The sequence below is a fragment of the Collinsella sp. SGI.178 genome (assembly GCF_050313495.1).
In the GTDB taxonomy this organism is placed as follows: Bacteria; Actinomycetota; Coriobacteriia; order Coriobacteriales; family Coriobacteriaceae; genus Collinsella.
In genome coordinates this window covers 69,973-88,578 of record NZ_JBNPLM010000004.1, presented here as the reverse complement: position 1 = coordinate 88,578, position 18,606 = coordinate 69,973, and the positions used below count along the sequence as shown (strand labels likewise).

The following is an 18,606-nucleotide window of genomic DNA, read 5'->3' as shown; positions in this document are numbered from 1 at the left end:
GGGGTTTTATATCTATCTTTACAACGTGTTCTTCCTTTGCCTCTTTGCCTGCGCCGCTTTTTTCTGCGGTGTGACAAAAGGCATGACGGAGAGCAAGCGCTTTGCGTACCTCTCTATGCTCATGGCCCTGCTGGCCCTCGAAGGAGTGGCCGATATGGGATCGTCCCTTGTGTCGGGGACGTTCTCTTCGGGAGGCAGCTTTGGCCCCCATGGTGCTTTGACCCTTTTTGGAATAGCGAAGACGCTCTCTCAGATGGGCGAGGAGATCCTCTTCTATTTGCTGGCATGTGATGTGACCAAGCGTACCGCACGATCGGCTTTGTTCCTTCTCTTCCCGGTGCTCGCTCTGGTTCGTTGCTTGGCGGGGACAGTTTATCTGGGCATCGTATCCGACATTGTATTTCTCCTTATCGATCCCTTGGTCATGATTTCGCTTTGCGCCTGGAGCCTGATGGGCTTGGCGCATTCCGCCCCCGTGGAGGATGCTGATTCACGCGCGCTGCATCTTTTGCGTTCGCTGCTTCTTTTGTGCCTTTGCGCCTACGCCGCCTCGATTGGCGAGGACCTTATCTACGCAGCCATGTATATGCGTTCTGGCTCGGTTCCGTTTTACGTCGGCAAGATTGTTATTATGGAAGACACTCTGTGGGCCGGTCTTGCGGTTTCCTGCATTATCTACGCACGCCACTATCAAGATGAGTTCCACGTGCGGCGAACCGAGCAGCTTGTGCGCGATCGTCTGGATTTGTATCGCTTGGAGACGGAGCGGCGCGCGGCGGAGCAGGGCGCCAGCAATATTGCCGATTTCTGTGCGCTCTACGATCTCACGCCGCGCGAGCAAGAAGTATTGTCTCGAGTTCTGACGGGACAGGGGAACCAGCAGATAGCAAACGATTTAGTTATCTCGTTGGGAACGGTCAAGGCTCACGTCCATAGCATCTATCGAAAACTGTCTGTCTCGCGTCGTAGCGAACTCATGGGCATGTTTTACGAGCGCTCGCGTGGTGCTGCCGCTCCTGCGGAAAAGTAATTAAAACTGGCTTTCCAGTAGAGGCGCGGTTTCTCCACGTACCGTATCACTACGAAAACTAAAGGAATATATGAATATGAATACTCGAGAAACGAGGGTCGCTGGCATAATCAATGCCCTGGTGAATCCGCTCCTGATGTGCTCCTTTTTGCCTATTATCGAAGGCAAAGCGGCACTCGATATGTCGAGTCCTACCGGTTTTTGGGGGCAGCTTGCGCTCGCTGTCGTCATCGCAGAGGCGGTGAGCTCACTACCGCAGTTTGGAAGGGTCGTTGGGGACTGGGTTGATTTCTTCGGATTCAAACCGGGTGGCCCTGCGTCAAAGATCGCGGGCACGGTGTTCGCCGCCACGCTGCTCTTTTTGATTATCGGTTTGGCCGAGATAGCGTTCCAGACCGGCTTTGGTCTCGTGGGCGAAACGACCTATTTCTCTCGTTGGGTAAAGCTTGCAACCGGCGGTTGGTCCTTTGTCGTGGTTGGCGGCTTGCTGTTCGATCCGGTTGCAGCAAAGGCCGCCCATGTTCTCGTGGGCGAAAAGGCCCCGCAGACCGAGGAAATGCTCGAGGTGGAATAGCCTGAAGGACAGGCTCGTCTAACGAATCATTCGCGATAGCTTGCCTCTCCTTTTGCGCGCATGCGATTGGCTTCAGTCGCATGCGCGTTGTTTTGTTTAACGAGTGGAATGTATCGTCGATAAACCTGTGCTGCGCGTGTGCCACAATGGGGCGCGAACGATAGAGAAAGATCGCAAGAGGAGCTCGCGTGCTTGCTCGTATATGGCGCTACATAGAGGGGCCAGTGCTTTTGTTCGTGCCGCCAGGCATGGGCATCATGCTGTATCTGGGCATTGCCCAGGCTGCTTTGTTGATGCTCGCTATGGTGGCGCTTGTGCTTGCGCTGTTCTTTGCGGGTTACGAGGCGTCGCGACCGGGCCTACGCCAGATTATGCCCACGCTGGTTCTGGCGGCGTTGGCCGCGGCGGGGCGTATCTTGTTTGGCCCCATTCCCGACTTTAAACCCGTGAGCGCCATCGCCATTATCGCCGGGACGACGCTTGGTCGCCGCAATGGTTTTATGGTTGGCGCGCTGGCGGCGCTGACCAGCAATTTCTTTTTTGGGCAGGGCATGTGGACACCGTGGCAGATGTATGCCTGGGGGCTCGTGGGATACGTTGGCGGTGCGCTGGCGCATGCGGGTGCGTTCGACCGTGCCGATGGAACCGTGCGCATGCCGGCGCTGATGGCGTACGGCTTTGCGTCGGGCCTGCTCTATGGCGCCGTGATTAACGCCTACGACATCATCGGTTTTGTGCAACCGCTCACGTGGGCGGGCGCCGTGGCGCGTCTTGCCACGGCGGTACCGTTCGATATCACACACGGCCTTGCGACCTGCGTGTTCTTGGCCGCTCTCTACAAACCTTGGTGTCGTCGCATTAACCGTGTCGTCGTGAAATACGGGCTGTAGTGGCGGCTGCGCCGGGGCGAGAATCAATACTGTCGAAGTGCCATTTTAAAACTATGCCGGTTTACGGGGCTAGATTGGCACAGGCAGACCATGCCGGCTTTTCCGAAAATAGACGATCCGTCTACCTGCGGTTTTATTTTGCTTGAATTGCGTTTGGTTGGGGATTTGCGATTCAGCCCCGTAAACCGGCATAGTTTTAAAATGGCCGGCTGATATGACGGGCGTCGTGGCCCTCAGAGAGCCAAATCGATCCGTTTTCTTCCGCCCCCAGACGTCCCCAGGGAATCAGTTGACGGCGCTTGCCACGAAACTGGCCCATCTACTACGTTTAGCTTGATACCCTCGACCATGACCGCGTTTTATGAAAAACCGCAGGCTTTCTACCTGCGGTTTTCTTTTTGCGTTGTTCGCCGTGGTTGAGGGTAGTGGCTTAAACGTAGTAGATGGGGCAGTTTCGTGGCGGGTGTGCCGCGTGGATTCCCTCGCGAGGTGAAAATGATCCGTTTTGCTTCGTCCCCGAGGGGTCGGCTGGTGCTAGAGCTCTAGGGTGAGGGTGACGGGGCAGTGGTCGCTGCCAAAGATGTCGCCGCGGATGCCGGTGTCGCGCACGTTGCCGGCGATGGCGTCGCTCACCAGGAAGTAATCGATGCGCCAGCCCGCGTTGTTCTTGCGGGCATTAAAGCGGTAGCTCCACCAGCTGTAGACGCCCTCGACGTCGGGATTTGCCGCGCGCCAGGTATCGGTAAACCCGGCGTCGAGCAGCTCGGTAAACTTACCGCGCTCCTCGTCCGAAAAGCCTGCGTTGCCGCGGTTGGACTTGGGGTTCTTAAGGTCGATCTCCTCGTGCGCGACGTTAAAGTCGCCGCAGGTCACCACGGGCTTGCCGGTCTCGCGCTCGAGTCCCGCCAAAAAGCCGCGATAGGCATCGTCCCAGGCCATGCGCACATCGATGCGCGCGAGCTCATTTTGGGCGTTGGGCGTATAGACGTCCACAAACCAAAACTTGTCGAACTCGAGCGCGCAGACGCGGCCCTCGGTCGCGGCCTGCGCCACGAGCTCGGCTGCCGCGCCCTCGCCGGCGTAAGGCAGCAGCGCATCGGCGCGCAGCACGCGTAGCGGTTCCTGGCGGCTAAAGACCGCAGTGCCCGAATAGCCTTTACGCTCGGCGTAGCTCCAGGTTTGGTGATAACCGGGCAGGTCGATATCGGCCTGGCCCTCCTGCAGCTTGGTCTCTTGCAGCGCCAGGATATCGACATTGAGCTCCTGTGCGATCTGGATAAAGCTCGGGTCCTTTTTGAGCACGGCGCGCAGACCGTTGACGTTCCACGAGGCGAAAGTGTAAGTCTGAGGCATGGTGTCCTTTCGACGGGGTTTGCAGGCTTAAGATTAGCGCAAAAGGGGCGGTGGTGGGCTCCGCGCGTGCTGACTCAAAGGCCGCATGCTGGGATGTCGCCCGACGCTGCCCGACCAACAAGGACGGAGGACTCATATGACGCAGGCGATATCGGATCCCAAGCGGGCCTCCGCCGCACTGGCGGAGCTGTTTGGTACCCACAAGCGTGTGGTCTTCTTTGGCGGCGCCGGTGTTTCCACGGCGAGTGGCATTCCCGATTTCCGCAGCGTGGACGGCCTATATCACCAACAGTTTGCCTACCCGCCCGAGACCATGCTCTCGCATAGCTTTTACGAGGCGCATCCGGCCGAGTTCTTCGACTTCTACCGCACCAAGATGATCTCGCTTGGCGCCAAGCCCAACCGCTGCCACACCAAGCTGGCCGAGCTGGAGCGTGCCGGCAAGCTTGGTGCCGTGGTGACGCAAAATATCGACGGTCTGCATCAGATGGCGGGCTCGCAGCGCGTGTTCGAGCTGCACGGATCGGTCCATCGCAACATTTGCCAGTCGTGCGGCGCGGTCTATAGCGCCGAGTGGATTTGCGCCCGCGGGCACGAGGACGCCGCGGGTGTGCCCGTGCCCGCGGGCGGCGGGCGCATTAAGCCCGATGTGGTGCTCTACGAGGAGCCGCTCGACGAGCATGTGCTGACCGACGCCGTTGCCGCCATTGCCGCGGCCGATGCCCTCATTGTGGGCGGGACCTCGCTCGTGGTGTATCCGGCGGCGGGCCTTACGCGATACTTTACCGGCGATACGCTGGCCATATGCAATCTTGCTCCCACCGATCAGGATGCAAATGCCGACCTGCTGATTTCTTGCGACATCGCTGCCGCGTTTGCGTTCTAGCCCGCGCGCGCGGATACAATAGAAAGACTAATTGCAAAGCGACCCCGCCGCCTGCGCCCGAGCGTGGCGGCGCGGGCATTTTAGGAGGATGTTCATGGCGAACGACAGCAAGACATGGCGGTGCGGAAAGTACGAGCTCAGCTTTGACCGTCCGCGCATCATGGGCGTCCTCAACGTGACGCCCGATTCGTTTAGCGACGGCGGGGAGCATTTCGACCCGGATGCCGCCATCGAGTACGGCCTGGCGATGCTCGACGCCGGCGCCGACATCATCGACGTGGGCGGCGAGTCCACGCGCCCCGGTTTTACCCCGGTCAACCCCGATGAGGAGGCTCGCCGCGTGCTGCCCGTTGTGCGTGCGTTGGCCAAAGAGGGCGCCATCGTCTCGATCGACACACGTCACGTGGCGGTTGCCAAGGCGGCCGTGCGCTGCGGCGCCTCGATCGTCAACGACGTGACGGGCTTCACCGACCCCAAGATGGTCGAGTTTGTCGCGACGAGCACCTGCGGCGTCATCGTGATGCACGCCGGCGAGGTCGCCGCGCCCGCTCGCACGCATGCAACGGTGCAGCTCGATACCTCTGCCGCGGCGTTTGTTGCCGAGAAGGCGCGTGAGGCGGCTGCCGAGGCCGCGCGCGAGGCCGAGAAGCCCGCCCGCCGTCGTCGTGGCAAGCTGCTGGGCGAGCCCAAGACGGAGGCCAAACTGCCGGGTGGCGTGGTGCAGCCCTCGCTGCCGTTTGGCGATCCGGAGCCAGCGCCCGAGCCAACGGGCGAGCAGAAGCAGGAGACGCCCGCCGCCGAGCAGGCTGCCCCTGCCGCCGAGGCCGCCGCGACCCCTGAGCCCGCGCCGGAGCCCAGCGATCACTTGGCCGCCATGATGCGCCGCAGCGCCCGCCGCGAGGAGGCTTATGTGCCCACCTCGCAGCTCCGCCGCTTTACCCTGCCCGATTCGGCGCCCATCATGCGCCGCGTCATGGGCTTTCTGTCCGATCAGGCCCGCGCGCTCATCCATGCTGGCGTGTCACGCGACCGTATCTGCATCGATCCGGGTCCGGGTTTTGGCAAGACGGCCAACGAAGACATCGTCATCCAGCGCGAGACCGCCAAGATGGCGTCGCTGGGCTATCCGCTCATGTGCGCCGTGTCGCGCAAGCGCTTTGTGGGCGCCGTCTCGGGCGTGAGCGAGGCCGCCGAGCGCGATGCCGCCACATTTGGCGTGTGCCTGGGCGCTATCCAGGCCGGTGCCAACATCGTGCGCGTGCACGATGTCACCGGCTTTGCGCAGTTCCTGAACGGCTACTGGGCTGTTGCCAAGCCGCAGCCGCGTCGCGCGTTTGTGGCCGTGGGCTCCAACCTGGGGCATCGTTGCGACAACATCCGCGCCGCGCGCGACATGATCGCCGAGATTCCGCTCACCTGTGTGTCCAACTGCTCGCGCATCTACGAGAGCGAGCCGGCCTACGAGACGCGCCAGGACGCGTTTGCCAACGCTGTCATCGAGATCAAGACCGAGCTGGCGCCGCTGGTGCTGCTCGACGAGCTTATGAAGATCGAGGCCGAGCTGGGGCGCGACCGATCCAAGAAGGCCAAGGTCAACGGCCCACGCACCATCGATCTGGACCTGCTGTGGATGGATGGCGAGACCCATGGCGGCAAAAAGCTGCGCCTGCCGCATCCGCTCATTGGCGAACGCGACTTTGTGCTGGTGCCGCTCGAGGACCTGATGCACGACCCGGCGCGGTTCTTCCGCTACAACGGCGTCGAGGTCAAGGAGCCCGAGGATCGCGTGGGCCATATCGTGGGCGAATTGGGGCGTATGTAGATGATTGAGATGAACGCTGTAGCCGCCGGTACCGAGCTTGACGCGGCACGTGACGCGGGCCGCGAGGGTGTGCCCGCGGGTTGGTGCGCCTGGAGTGCCGGCGACACATCGTTGGCATTTTCGCTGGTCGTGCGCCCGGATGTGAATATGCACGCCTTCCATGGCCTGCCGTTTGTGGCGGCGATGGGCATGATGGACGCGCTCGCGGGAACGGCATCGACGCCGGGGCTGGGTCTTGCCGGTAAGGTGGGCATTCGGTTGCCGAGCGATATCGTGTACGGCGCGCCCGCGTTTGAGACGTCGTTTGCACGCGTCGCCGTCAACGGTGGCGCCGGTGCTGCGGGTATGTTCGGTGCCGTGACGGTGGATATTGAGCGCGCGGCGCTGGGCGAACTTGGCGTGGATGTGACCGATGAAGCGCTGGTCGAAGCGCTGACTACCGCCGTGCTGGCCCGCGTGGACGCCTGGGCGGTTGTCGCCAACACGCCGCAGGGCGCCGCCGGCCCGCTGGCTCCCGTGCTGGGCGAGTACTTCGACATGGTGCCGCTGCTGGGCCGCCAGGTTGCGGCGGTGTCGCCCAACGGCTTGCCGCTTGCGGTCGGTGTGTTTGCGGGCCTGGACATCTGGGGTCGTGCGACCATCAAGACCGATGCCGGCGAGCAGGAGTTTCCGCCCGAGGCTGTACGGATTCGCGGACTGTAACGCGAGATGTTCGCGCTCAAAGATAACGATGACTACAAGACCCTCCTCGGCAGAGCGAACTGCCTCTGCCGGGGAGGGTCTTTGCGCGACTACAGGGTGGCATCGCGGCCCTATTCCTCAAAACTGAAAATTTTTCGTTTTTGAGGAATAGGATTAAGGCAGCTCGGCCTTTCGCGAGGTATATTCGCTATAGAGCCTATTCCTCAAAACTGAAAAATTTTCAGTTTTGAGGAATAGAGATAAAAGACCGCGAGGAGGCCCCGATGAAACTCATCAATAGAGCGTCATATATGGACACGTTGACGAGTCTTATTGGCGTGCCGGATATCAAGGTCATCACGGGCATCCGCCGCAGCGGTAAATCAAAATTGCTCGAGGCCCTCCGCGATTACGTGGAGGCAAATCTGCCTAATTCGAATGTCATCCATATCAACTACAACCTCGATGAGTTCGAGAACCTGCTCGAGTATCACGCGTTGCTCGCTTATGTAAAAGATCATCGGGTGCCCGGCAAACAAAACTTTCTGCTTATCGATGAGGTTCAGATGTGCGACGGTTTTGAGCGTGCGATCAACAGCCTTCACGCATCCGAGCATTATGACATCTTCATTACCGGATCGAATGCCTTTTTGCTGTCGAGCGATCTGTCGACGCTCTTTACGGGGCGCACGTTCGAGATCGAGGTTTTCCCATTCTCGTTTGAGGAGTATCGTCTCTATGGCGACGAGGGCGAGGTCGACCGTGGCTTCGATGAGTATGCGCGAACCGGCGGTATGTCTGGCTCTTACCCTTATCCACTGCAGGAGCAGCGCTATCAATATCTCTCCAACGTCTTTAAGACGCTCATTGTGAGAGATATCGTGCAACGGCATAACGTGAGAAACGAATCGGCGCTGCTGCGCATTGCCGATTACATGATGGACAACGTTTCCAACATTACGTCGGCACGCAACATTACCGATACATTAAATGCGGATGGGCTAAAGATTACGAACAAGACGGTCGGTGCGTACATGGGGTACCTGTGCGATGCGTTTGCCTTCTATAAAGTTCGTCGATATGACATTCGCGGCAAGAAATACCTTAAGAGCGGCGAGAAGTATTACCTGGCAGACCACGCGTTCAAATACGCGCTGCTCGGTACACGCGATATGGACTGGGGTCGCGTGTACGAGAACATGGTGGCCATCGAGCTGCTGCGCCGTGGATATGAGGTATACGTCGGCGTACTCTATAAAAAGGAAATTGACTTTGTAGCAATCAAGCGAAGCGAGAAGCTCTACATTCAGGTGAGCGACGACATCAGCTCGGATAAGACATTTGAACGCGAGATTTCGCATCTGCTGAGCATTGGCGATGCGTATCCCAAGATGATTCTCGCCCGCACGCATCACGAGGCCACGGATCGCGACGGAGTGCAGATCGTGGACCTGGCGAGGTGGCTGTGCGGCGAGGCTTAGCGTGCTTCGAGCCTATTCCTCAAAACTGAAAATTTTTCGTTTTTGAGGAATAGAAAGGCTTTGAGCCTCTTAGAAAACCATTGGGCTGCCTTTCCGGTGCGAGATTTGTGTCCGCGCCGTGCGAAATAATAGTTTATGTCCTAACGATGGGAGCAGACTATGACTGACAAAGCAAATTCGGCGTGTCCACAGGCATGGAGGGTTGCAAAATCCCTATCCGAGAAAATACTCGCTCAAGGCAAGAACGGGGTTTGGTCGCCTGCGTGCGTCGCGAGCTTGTTGACGATTGTACGAAAGGGTGCCTCGGGCGCCACATGTCGGGAGCTCGACATGCTCCTGGGCGATGGCGACATGTTTAGCGAGCGTGATCCCTTCGGCATCGAGCTGGAGCGGAACTGGGGCTATGACGGTTATGATGCGAGCTCGGCAACGGCAGCTTGGCTTTCCAGGTCCGCGAGCCCATCGGAGGCGTTTCTGCACGAGTGCGACAAATGCAGCGTGCATGTGTCAATCGATGACTTGGCCGATCCGCGCGTTAGCCAACGGGTGACCGATTGGATAGCCGAACAAACTCACGGCCTGCTGTCGCCAAGCATCGAGTTATCACCAGTGGCTCTTGCCTGTCTTGTGAGCGCGCTTTACATGAAGGATGCATGGGCGGATCCGTTTGATGGCGAATCGACCAAAGTTGAGACCTTCCATGCAAAGAACGGCGATGTTCAGGCAGCGTTTATGCGTGGCGAGCGCGATTGTGCGGTGATCGTCGAGAACGGCAGGGTTGCCTTCTTGTTGCCGCTCAGCTCCGATGCCGGCGTGTGTTTTGTTCTTCCGAGCGGCGAGGATGATCATGTTGATGACGCGCTTGGGCTATTCGAGCGTCTGTCCCAAGGCGAGGGAGAATGGGAGCCCGTCGACCTGGGGGTTCCTCGCTTTGAATGCGAGTCGACGCTCTCGGACGTCTGCTCGCTGCTAAAGGCCGCCGGCGTCTCTACGGCAACTGCGATGGAGCTTACACCTATGGTGGGGGTAGGGGGGACTTCAACGCAGATTGTCCATGGCGCGAAGTTCGCTGTCGATGAGAACGGCGTAGAGGCCGGCGCGTACACGGTGATGGTCGCTGTCGCGGGCCTTCCGCCGGAGAACCCGCCAGAGCCGCGCAAGATAACGCTTGACAGGCCTTTCTATGCAGCGCTCGTGTCTCGCACCGGCGTACCGCTCTTTGTGGCAAGCGTCGCGCTGCCGTCGGTGGACGTGCAAGAAAGGTGAGGTTGAGGTTTGCGAAGGGGGGCTGCTATGCCAAGGGTTGCCAACGTACTCTTTCCAGCTGACTATTTTGAAAAGATAGCTCCAGATGGGTCGATGCGCATCGAATATGAGTCTGCGTGTGCTGAGGGGCGTCTTGACGTGGGGCTTTTCGATCTGGAACTGTTCGAGGAGCGTGGAGAGCTTGCGCTCTGCTTTTCTGGGCCATCGGACTGATGCGGGGTAATCAACCGCATGTTCACGGAGTTTATGGTCAAGGACTATGTAAAGTCGGTCAAAGGGACGAGGTTTCCCGTTAGCTTTCACACTCCCGTGAGCCAAGAGCGCATGGACGGGATTGTTAAAGAGTTCGTCAAGCTCCGCGGGGACCTTTTCACGGTCGGTATTGTCTGCAAAGAGTACGTTGATCTGGCCCGCTACCTTTCTGTTTTGATGAAACGTAGTCCCTTGATCTGGCTCACGGAGGGGTTGGAGAACTAGAGTTACCTAGTCCGCGCGTCAGAGAAACCGAGGGGATAAGACAATGCTCACGCTTGGCTCCGGTCCCTGTCTTACCCCAGCTCCTGCATGCGGCGGTAGATTTCGCAGATACCCTTAATGGTGAGCTGTCCATCGACCACGTCGAAGGCATCGGTCGAATCGGCGACGATGCCGGCGAGGCCTCCCGTGGCGATAACGGTGGCATCCTCGCGGCCCAGCTCGCGCTTCATGCGCGCGACCAGGCCTTCGGCCATAGCGGCGGTGCCCACCACGGCGCCGACCTTGATGCACTCCTCGGTATCGCGGCCGATGGCGTGCTCGGGCGCCTCGAGCGGCACGCTGGCGAGCTTGGCGGCGCGGGCGGCAAGTGCATCCATGGAGATGCGGATGCCCGGCGCGATCGCTCCGCCAATGTAATAACCGTCCTCATCGATGACGTCGATATTGGTTGCGGTGCCAAAGTCCACCACGATCGCCGGTGCGCCGTAGAAGGTCTCGGCCGCAACGGCGTTGGCGACGCGATCGGCACCTACGGCCTGGGGACGCGCCGCGCGCAGCTTGGTCACGGCGGCCGTCTGCGGCCCAATGACGATGGCGTCTGCGGCAATGCGGTCGGCCACGGCATGCCATTCGCGCGAGAGCTGCGGCACCACGCCCGCAAAGGCGATAGCGTCGACCGCGTCGAGCGAAAGGCCGTACATCTTAAAAAAACCCATCAGGCGCACATGGATCTCATCTGCGGTATAGGAGCGGTCGGTGGGCATGCGCCACGACTGCACCAGCTCGTCTCCGTCAAACAGGCCCATGGCCGTCTGCGTGTTTCCCATATCGATAGCGAGCAGCATGTCTACTCCCGGTTTCGGCATAAAAGGACGCGCACCATTGTATACGTGCTGTCGACGGCGCTCGGCTGCGATTCGTTTACGGTGATATGGGCTGAGAGGTTTTAAATATGAAGGAATTATGCTCTACGAGATTTTTCTTGCCGTCCACCGAACTCCCGAGTAATATTCTTTCTTGCGCATATGAGGCGCCCAGACATTGCGGGGTGGAGCAGTCTGGTAGCTCGCCGGGCTCATAACCCGGAGGTCGTAGGTTCAAATCCTGCCCCCGCGACCAAGACTTTTAGCAGCTCAGAGGCCTTGTTCCTCTGGGCTGTTTTCTTTTATCTTGACAATGCAGCGAGGACTCCTGAGCGGAATATGAGCAGATTGCAACGACCGCCAAGGCAAAACGGATGCCAATAAAACTAAAACCAGCTAAATAGAAGTGAAGAACCCGTAGAATCTTTCTCAGTGGAAAAGGCTATCAAGTGAGGGTCCGTATGCCAGGAAAGAAAGCCGATGCAGAAGCTTTTGCAAGCAGGTGGGCGAAAAAGGGAAATGAGAACCAGGACACCCAGCGGTTCTGGATTGACTTTTACCAGAACGTCCTCGGCGTAGAGGACGCGGTGTCACGGCTTGAGTTCGAAAAGCCCGTTTCCACCGATGCGAGCACACATGAAGGGTACATCGACGTCTTCATCCCGTCGGCAAAAACCCTCGTCGAGCAGAAGTCGCTTGGAATCGATCTCGCCAAGGAGGAGACGCACCAGGGACGCAAGGTGACACCAGCGAAGCAGGGTAACGCCTATGCTCAGGGCATGCCCCTCTCCCAACAGCCGCGCTACATTATCGCTTGCAATTTTGCCGAGTTTTGGGTCTTCGACCGCGAACGGGACTCGCTATGCCGGGAGCCTCTTTTCAAGTTGCCACTCGCCGAGCTCCCCAAGAATCTCGCGGCCATTCAGTTCCTCAAGGGCGGGGCGGAGGCCCCGGCCACGATCTCCCGTGCCGTCTCCGTAGAGGCCGGCAAGATCATGTCGAAACTTCATGACCAGGTTGCCGAGGCGTTCGACGACCCCGACGCGCCCGAGAACCACCATGCGCTCTCCGTGCTCATGACGCGCCTCATGTTCCTTATGTTCTGCGAGGACGCTGGTCTCATGGAGCCAAATGCCTTCCGAGACTACGTCGCACACTTCCAGGCGGGTGATCTCAGGCGAGGCCTCAAGGACCTGTTCGTCTGGCTCGATACCAAAGATGAAGATCGTGACAAGTACGCCGAGGACTGGTTGAAGAAGCTACCCTATATGAATGGCGGCCTCTTTCGTGAGAGGACGGAAATCCCGCCATTGTCCGAGAGTTTCCGACATACGCTCATTGTCGAGGGCTGTCAGGAATTCGATTGGACTGGCGTGAGCCCCACGGTCTTCGGTTCCATCTTTGAGGGGGCGCTGTCGCATGACCATCGGCGTGCGAACGGCCAACACTTCACGAGCCCCGAGAACATCCATAAAGTGATTGACCCGCTTTTTCTCGACGATCTCAAGGTGGAGTTTGATGAGGCCTGTGCAAAGCCCGTCGCGGGCGGCGCGAGGACCCGTGCTCTCAAGGAGCTCCATGAGAAGATCGGTAGCATCTCTATCCTCGATCCGGCGGCAGGTTCGGGTAATTTCCTTACGGAGAGCTATCTCTGCCTGCGACAGTTAGAAAACCGTATTCTTTTTGAACTCCAAGGAGAACAAACGTCTTTCCGCTTTGAGGAGGTCGAGGCCGCCGACGTCCTTGTCAGTCTGAAGAATTTCCATGGCATCGAGCTTGAGGATTTCGCCTGCTGCGTTGCCCGCACTGCGCTCTGGATTGCCGAGAAGCAGGCGGATGCCGATACGGCAAAGGTGACGCAGCGCGTCTATCAGGAACTGCCGCTCACGGACTACGAGGGCATCGTCAACGCAAACGCGCTTCGCATCGACTGGAACGACGTGGTCCCAAGTGATGAGGTCAACTACGTTCTCGGCAATCCGCCGTTTATCGGGCAGTCCCAAAGGACCGATGAGCAGGTGGACGACCTCAAGTATGTTTGGGGCCGGGGCTACGACGGCTATCTCGACTATGCGACATGCTGGTATAGGAAAGCGGCCGATTATTTGGTTAATACTGACGCGGAGTTTTCGTTTGTCTCGACGAACTCGATTTGCCAGGGCCAGCCGGTTCCATCCCTTTTCAGGCCCCTATTCGACGCGGGATGGAGGGTCAGTTTCGCACACCGTTCTTTCGTATGGGATTCGGCGGCTGACGACGAGGCCCATGTGCACGTAGTCATCGTTGGATTCTCCCAGGGTCCCGTGGAGCCTGTTGCCTTCTCGTATCATCGGGGCAAAAGGACGATTGAGCATCCGAACAATTTGAACGGTTACTTGCTTGACGCTCCGAACGTCTTTGTTGAGAAGAAAATGAGACCACTGTTTGAGGATGTATCTCCTATGGTCATCGGAGGTAAACCGGCGGATGGGGGATACTTCCAGATTAAGACAAGAGAAGAATACGAGGACGTTATTTCCGACAGCGTCGCCGCAAAATATGTAGTCCCGTGTGTGGGAGCCCAGGAGTTGATTAACAACAAGGAAAGATGGTCTTTGTGGCTTGCGGACGCGCCTAGATCGGATATCGCGAAATCCCCGATCTTGAGGGAGAGGGTCCAGGGAGTCCGAGATTTCCGTTTGGCTTCGAAGAAAGCATCGACGAGGCGGCTTGCTGATGAGCCCTGGCGCTATGCTGAGGTGAGGAAGGCCGACGGGCCGTTCCTCTGCGTCCCGCGTCATTTTTCCGGTGGGCGAAAGTACTTCACGGTCAAACGGTGTGAATCCGGGGAAATCGCTACGGACGCCTGTTTCTTCGCCGACGACCCCGATGGTCTCCTGTTCGGAATCATCTCATCAGGGGTCTTCATGGCGTGGCAGAAGGCGGTCGGAGGCGAGCTCAAGAGCGACTGCCGTTTCTCGAACACCATCGTGTGGAACAATTTCCCCCTGCCGAAATTAACCGATGAGGGACGGCGGGCCATCATCGATGCCGGTCAGGCGGTGCTTTCTGCAAGGGGGCTGTATCACGGCGCGTCCCTGGCCGACCTCTATAAACCGGCGGACGAGTTCCTGTATCCAGAGCTGTTCGAAGCCCACGGCAAGCTCGACGAGGCAATCGAATCGGCCTACGGTGTCGATTTCAATGGAGACGAGAACAAGATCGTCTCCCATCTATTTAATCTCTATGCCGAAAAGGTCGGTGAGTAGCGTGAAGGGGAGTGCCGTAAAGCCAAAAGAGGGGGCGGAGCTATCCGAGTCCGATTCTGTGAAAGAAGGTATTGGGGGCCTAAAGGCCGAGGCTGATCGGGAGGAGGAAGAAGCCCAGAGATATGCCGTCGCCTTCCTCCAGAAGGTGATGAGACTGAAGGGCGTGGCGATCGAGCGCGACCATTTCCTCCGTTCTGAGCTCCGGAAACGAGGCGTCTCGGACGAGCGAGTGGAGCTCGCTATTTCAACGAGCCCGGCAGCCGCCGGGATGGATTCCGGCCTTGTCGACTCCATCGCCATGGACGTCATTGATTTCGAGACGAAGAAATCGAGCGTCCTTTCGTTTTCCGCGGGATTGCCCGGAGGACTCGCGATGCTCGGAACGATCCCGGCGGACGTGACGCAGTACTATGTCCACGCCTTTCGAATCATGCAGAAACTGGCGTATCTTTACGGCTGGCGGTCCTTCATCGACGATTGCGACGAGATGGACGATGAGACCTTGGCGGCTTTTGCCCTTCTCCTGGCTGTGATGGTCGGAGTGAGCGGGGCCAACTCCGCGTTGACGGCGTTTTCCAAAACGGTTCAGTCGAATATCGCCAAGAAGGTCGCCAGCAAGGCGCTTACGCAGACGAGCTACTACCCGATCATCAAAAAGGTTCTTGCCGGAATCGGCGTCAAGATCACCAAAAGCAGTTTCGGCGACGCGGTGAGCAAAGTCGTTCCGGTCGTCGGCGGCTTCATCTCGGGCGGCCTCACGTTCGTTAGCCTCAAAGGCGGGTCCAGGAGACTTGCAGGGGAGCTCAGGTTGTTGCCACAGGCGGCAGGCCCCGCAACTGCGGAACGGTCGGGCCCCGTTGGGCTATAAGCCGATTCGGTAAACTAGAACAAAAAGAGGAGCCAGATATGGCAGTTAACTTGAAGACTGCGAAAGGCACGCATCGGGCGAAAGGGTGACGGATGAAGACTTATAACCTGGACACCATCCAGAAGGTTCCCCTGCGCGAGGTGTGGCCGCATGAGGCCCACGACTTCACCAAGTGGCTGGCCGAGGAGCAGAACCTCGCAACCCTCGGGATGGCGGTCGGAATCGAGCTCGAGCTCATAGAGACTGAGTCCTCGGTCGGATCGTTCAACGTGGACATCTACGCGCAGGAGTCCGGTACGGGCCGCAAGGTGATCATCGAGAACCAGCTCGAGGACACCAACCACGACCACCTCGGCAAGGTGATCACGTACGCCGCCGGCAAGGGCGCCGAGGTCGTCATCTGGGTCGTGGCGCGCGCCCGCGACGAGCACCGCCAGGCCATCGAGTGGCTCAACCAGCACACCGACAGCGACTTCGGGTTCTTCCTGGTCGAGGTCGAGCTCTGGAAGATCGGGGACTCCCTGCCCGCCCCGCGCTTCGGCGTGGTCGAGCAACCGAACGAGTGGACCAAGGCCGTGAAGCTTTCCGAAGGGCTCAGCGAAACCGAAAAGGTCAAGCTGGCGTACTGGACGGCCTACCGCGAGGTGGCGGGCGGCCATCCGGAGTTCCTCAAGGAGTTCAGCCCGCAGAAGCCCAGCAAGGACCATTGGTCGACGCTTCGCCTGGGGGTCTCGGCATACCATCTCGCCCTGCTCATCGATACGCACAAGGGCCGCACGGGTATCGAGCTGTACGTGGACGACGACAAGGAGATCGGGCACCGCGCCATCGCCAACAGCGGAATCTTCGAGGAGCGCCTCGGGCTGACGGCGGCACCCTTCGATGCGAAAAAGGCCTCGGGACTGCGCTTCTACAAGGCGGGCCACCCCATCAAGGGCCACCAGGACGCATGGCCGGGGTACATCGAGGAACAGCTCGGATGGGCCCTCGAGATGAAAAAAATAATCGCGGAGATCGGACTTTAAAAGCGCTTCGGCAATTACTGGGCTTATTGGACACACTTTTTGTCCTATAAGCCGACTGTTTTCTGACTACAAAATGCGGGGATGTCATCGAAAACAACGCTTGATGTATCCAGATTCTGGTGGGGATAGATATCGCGAGCAAGGATTCCGATGCTAGACGATGCGCCCGGTAAGGTGCCCGGACGCATCGCGGTCGGTCTGTTGGGGGCCGTGCATCTGACGGTAAGATCTATCACGATGTTACAGGGCATGCCATCTTGCGGTCTTTCCCGTTCCGTCGCTATCGATGGTCTTGTCCACCTTCTTCATTTTCGCTAGAAGGTTCGATACCTTCTTGGCCTTTTGCGCGTCGGTAAGGCCCGAGGGGAGAAGATCGTTGATGAGGGCGGTGATTTTCGCACGTGGTGCGGGCCCCGTTTCTGAGAGCATCTGAATGACAAGCGCCTTGCAGGCCTCTTCATTGAGGCCTTTGCTGCGCGTGTAAGACACCTCCTGTCCCGTCTTCGAGGCAAGGGCGTTCGTGATGGAGATATGGGGGTACCTGCCTTCGATAAGCTTGAGTCGATGCAGCTCTGAGGCCTCCTCGTTCGTGATTTCCTCGCCTTTTTGAACCTTGTCCAAAAGGTAGACGACGTCCATCGGAAGGTCCGGCTTAGCATAGAGTAGCCTGCTGTAGCTCTCATTGATGGTCTTACCGTAGACACTTACGCGCACGCGGGTTGGATCCGAAAGGTCGTAGGTGGGTAGGGGGAAGTATCGCTTTCTCTGCATCTGGAATACTTTGGGGATTCCCATGGCGATGGTGTCGATCATGTCCATCTGCACCATCGCCTCGGAAAGGAAGGGGTTGCGGTAGTAGCTTGGCTTAAAACCCGGCCGCATCGCATTTTCGATTGTCTCCGGAATGAAGGACCCTTCGTTTAGGAAAACGAGGTGATCCTCGAATTCCTCGACGTTGATTCGCCCCTGCATGGAATAGTCTTGATGGGCGATACAGTTGTTCAGGAGCTCTCTGATGATCTCGGGTTCGTACTGGTCAGCCTCAAAGGGAAACAGACTCGCGCCATTTGCGTTGAACCGGTACTTCTCGTTGCGGATTTTCCCGAGTACCTGGTCAATCGCGAGAAGGAAGGGTGGTTTGAAGTGCTCGTAAGAGGTTACCGATCCATTGGAGGCATAGAGAGTCCAGGTGATGCGCGGGCTCATCCCATCGAGCAAGCGGGTGGATTCCGGCCTTCCGAGCAGGATGAGTGTCGTCGGGGTGATCTTGCCGTTTCTGGTTAGGTTTGCCATGTCGAGAATCGTGCGGTCATCCATGTCCGCGAACGCCCCGGAATGCCGTCGGTGCTTGGAGAGAAAGAGCCCCACCGCTTTCTTCACGGCTTCGGGGTCGAGGTCCTCGAAGGTTGCTTCTTCGATTTCGAGGGCACTCCAGTCCGGCCTCCGCATTTGGCGTATCTGCTCGTACTTATCGATGGGGAGTGGCCCGAGTGATTCGCCCTCGCGCGCCCATGCCGCATTGTTGAACGCCGTTGGCATGCCCGGCGTTGCGGCGGGGATTTGAAACGCGAGGACGCGTTTGCCGTCAATCCTGAGTTCATGGATCTCTCTCAGGGTGAGGTGGTTGTTCGCGCGGTCCGCAATCTCCTTTTTAAGGGATCTAAGGTTGGCCGGATTTCCTTCTCGGTAAGCGGTTCCGCATGCGACCTTGTCGTTGTCCATACCGAAGATGAGCCAGGCGTCTTGTTTCCCGCGCAGGACCGCTTCGTTACTCAGGGCGGAGAAGTACTTCCCGAGGTTCTTGAAACTGAAGTCGTTTTTCGCTTCCTTGAGCTCGATAACCTCGCTCTCGTAGGGCTTCTCGATACGGGCGATGAGTTCAAGGACGTCGTGATCGCTGTAGTACAAGATCGCTCCTAACGGTCTCGTGGCTGGTATTTAGTCGTAAGATACGACTAAATACCGAAATCAAAGTCATTTTAGTCCAATCTAACGACTAGAAATAAAGATGTTGGACTGTTTATAGGACTAAACACTGTGGAAGGCCCGGCTTTAGTCCAATCGCTGTTTGACGGCCCGCCATATCCGTAACCCGGAGGTCGTAGGTTCAAATCCTGCCCCCGCGACCAAGAACTTGCAGCT

The 18,606-nt window shown here is 58.4% G+C and carries 15 protein-coding genes and 1 tRNA gene; 13 read left to right on the top strand and 3 right to left on the bottom strand.

Annotation, left to right across the window (positions count from 1 at the left end):
* Positions 1-82: 82 nt before the first annotated feature.
* The 3 genes from ACQRAQ_RS02380 (at position 83) to ACQRAQ_RS02370 (ending at position 2,494) form a co-directional block, all read left to right on the top strand.
* On the top strand, positions 83-1,030 hold the full coding sequence (locus tag ACQRAQ_RS02380) for a LuxR C-terminal-related transcriptional regulator (protein ID WP_427793727.1): 948 nt from the start codon (positions 83-85) through the stop codon (positions 1,028-1,030).
* A 76-nt stretch (positions 1,031-1,106) separates the two neighbouring features.
* Complete coding sequence (locus ACQRAQ_RS02375; RefSeq protein WP_427793725.1) at positions 1,107-1,604, top strand: hypothetical protein; 498 nt, start codon at positions 1,107-1,109, stop codon at positions 1,602-1,604.
* A gap of 188 nt (positions 1,605-1,792) precedes the next feature.
* Positions 1,793-2,494, top strand: a complete 702-nt coding sequence (locus ACQRAQ_RS02370) for a DUF6580 family putative transport protein (protein WP_427793723.1) — start codon at positions 1,793-1,795, stop codon at positions 2,492-2,494.
* Positions 2,495-3,028: 534 nt separating this feature from the next.
* Here the strand turns inward: ACQRAQ_RS02370 and ACQRAQ_RS02365 are convergent.
* Entirely contained in the window at positions 3,029-3,847 is an 819-nt protein-coding gene (locus tag ACQRAQ_RS02365; protein WP_154516667.1) for an exodeoxyribonuclease III, read from the bottom strand.
* A 136-nt stretch (positions 3,848-3,983) separates the two neighbouring features.
* Between ACQRAQ_RS02365 and ACQRAQ_RS02360 the strand changes: the two genes are divergently transcribed.
* From ACQRAQ_RS02360 to ACQRAQ_RS02335, 6 genes are all read left to right on the top strand, one after another.
* Positions 3,984-4,733 (top strand): NAD-dependent protein deacylase, encoded by a 750-nt coding sequence (locus ACQRAQ_RS02360; RefSeq protein ID WP_427793721.1) that lies wholly within the window; start codon positions 3,984-3,986, stop codon positions 4,731-4,733.
* 94 nt (positions 4,734-4,827) lie between these two features.
* A complete protein-coding gene (gene folP, locus ACQRAQ_RS02355; protein WP_427793719.1) occupies positions 4,828-6,555 on the top strand; it encodes a dihydropteroate synthase in 1,728 nt (575 codons plus the stop codon).
* Positions 6,556-7,257, top strand: a complete 702-nt coding sequence (locus ACQRAQ_RS02350; protein ID WP_427793717.1) for a hypothetical protein — start codon at positions 6,556-6,558, stop codon at positions 7,255-7,257.
* A gap of 263 nt (positions 7,258-7,520) precedes the next feature.
* Complete coding sequence (locus ACQRAQ_RS02345) at positions 7,521-8,717, top strand: ATP-binding protein (RefSeq protein ID WP_427793715.1); 1,197 nt, start codon at positions 7,521-7,523, stop codon at positions 8,715-8,717.
* A 159-nt stretch (positions 8,718-8,876) separates the two neighbouring features.
* Positions 8,877-9,983 (top strand): serpin family protein, encoded by a 1,107-nt coding sequence (locus tag ACQRAQ_RS02340; RefSeq protein WP_427793713.1) that lies wholly within the window; start codon positions 8,877-8,879, stop codon positions 9,981-9,983.
* A 246-nt stretch (positions 9,984-10,229) separates the two neighbouring features.
* Positions 10,230-10,460 (top strand): hypothetical protein, encoded by a 231-nt coding sequence (locus ACQRAQ_RS02335; RefSeq protein ID WP_427718019.1) that lies wholly within the window; start codon positions 10,230-10,232, stop codon positions 10,458-10,460.
* Between the two features lie 71 nt (positions 10,461-10,531).
* Here ACQRAQ_RS02335 and ACQRAQ_RS02330 read toward each other — a convergent pair whose 3' ends face one another.
* Positions 10,532-11,305, bottom strand: a complete 774-nt coding sequence (locus ACQRAQ_RS02330) for a type III pantothenate kinase (protein WP_427718022.1) — start codon at positions 11,303-11,305, stop codon at positions 10,532-10,534.
* A 197-nt stretch (positions 11,306-11,502) separates the two neighbouring features.
* Between ACQRAQ_RS02330 and ACQRAQ_RS02325 the strand changes: the two genes are divergently transcribed.
* The 4 genes from ACQRAQ_RS02325 to ACQRAQ_RS02310 all read left to right on the top strand — a co-directional run bounded on the left by ACQRAQ_RS02325 (position 11,503) and on the right by ACQRAQ_RS02310 (position 16,464).
* Positions 11,503-11,579 (top strand) — tRNA-Met (locus tag ACQRAQ_RS02325).
* A 205-nt stretch (positions 11,580-11,784) separates the two neighbouring features.
* A complete protein-coding gene (locus ACQRAQ_RS02320) occupies positions 11,785-14,571 on the top strand; it encodes a class I SAM-dependent DNA methyltransferase (RefSeq protein WP_427718025.1) in 2,787 nt (928 codons plus the stop codon).
* 1 nt (position 14,572) lies between these two features.
* Positions 14,573-15,439, top strand: a complete 867-nt coding sequence (locus ACQRAQ_RS02315) for a hypothetical protein (protein WP_427793711.1) — start codon at positions 14,573-14,575, stop codon at positions 15,437-15,439.
* Between the two features lie 92 nt (positions 15,440-15,531).
* Positions 15,532-16,464 (top strand): DUF4268 domain-containing protein, encoded by a 933-nt coding sequence (locus tag ACQRAQ_RS02310; RefSeq protein WP_427718029.1) that lies wholly within the window; start codon positions 15,532-15,534, stop codon positions 16,462-16,464.
* A 240-nt stretch (positions 16,465-16,704) separates the two neighbouring features.
* Here ACQRAQ_RS02310 and ACQRAQ_RS02305 read toward each other — a convergent pair whose 3' ends face one another.
* Positions 16,705-18,372, bottom strand: coding sequence for an RNA-binding domain-containing protein (locus ACQRAQ_RS02305; protein ID WP_427718032.1), 1,668 nt, complete (start codon positions 18,370-18,372; stop codon positions 16,705-16,707).
* Between the last annotated feature and the right edge of the window lie 234 nt (positions 18,373-18,606).

What these genes read in the sequence shown, in the direction of transcription:
- ACQRAQ_RS02380 (WP_427793727.1), top strand. Translation starts at nt 83, where the DNA reads ATGACGGAGAGCAAGCGCTTTGCGTACCTCTCTATGCTCATGGCCCTG.
- ACQRAQ_RS02375 (WP_427793725.1), top strand. Translation starts at nt 1,107, where the DNA reads ATGAATACTCGAGAAACGAGGGTCGCTGGCATAATCAATGCCCTGGTG.
- ACQRAQ_RS02365 (WP_154516667.1), bottom strand. Translation starts at nt 3,847, where the DNA reads ATGCCTCAGACTTACACTTTCGCCTCGTGGAACGTCAACGGTCTGCGC.
- ACQRAQ_RS02360 (WP_427793721.1), top strand. Translation starts at nt 3,984, where the DNA reads ATGACGCAGGCGATATCGGATCCCAAGCGGGCCTCCGCCGCACTGGCG.
- folP (WP_427793719.1), top strand. Translation starts at nt 4,828, where the DNA reads ATGGCGAACGACAGCAAGACATGGCGGTGCGGAAAGTACGAGCTCAGC.
- ACQRAQ_RS02350 (WP_427793717.1), top strand. Translation starts at nt 6,556, where the DNA reads ATGATTGAGATGAACGCTGTAGCCGCCGGTACCGAGCTTGACGCGGCA.
- ACQRAQ_RS02345 (WP_427793715.1), top strand. Translation starts at nt 7,521, where the DNA reads ATGAAACTCATCAATAGAGCGTCATATATGGACACGTTGACGAGTCTT.
- ACQRAQ_RS02340 (WP_427793713.1), top strand. Translation starts at nt 8,877, where the DNA reads ATGACTGACAAAGCAAATTCGGCGTGTCCACAGGCATGGAGGGTTGCA.
- ACQRAQ_RS02335 (WP_427718019.1), top strand. Translation starts at nt 10,230, where the DNA reads ATGGTCAAGGACTATGTAAAGTCGGTCAAAGGGACGAGGTTTCCCGTT.
- ACQRAQ_RS02330 (WP_427718022.1), bottom strand. Translation starts at nt 11,305, where the DNA reads ATGCTGCTCGCTATCGATATGGGAAACACGCAGACGGCCATGGGCCTG.
- ACQRAQ_RS02320 (WP_427718025.1), top strand. Translation starts at nt 11,785, where the DNA reads ATGCCAGGAAAGAAAGCCGATGCAGAAGCTTTTGCAAGCAGGTGGGCG.
- ACQRAQ_RS02310 (WP_427718029.1), top strand. Translation starts at nt 15,532, where the DNA reads ATGAAGACTTATAACCTGGACACCATCCAGAAGGTTCCCCTGCGCGAG.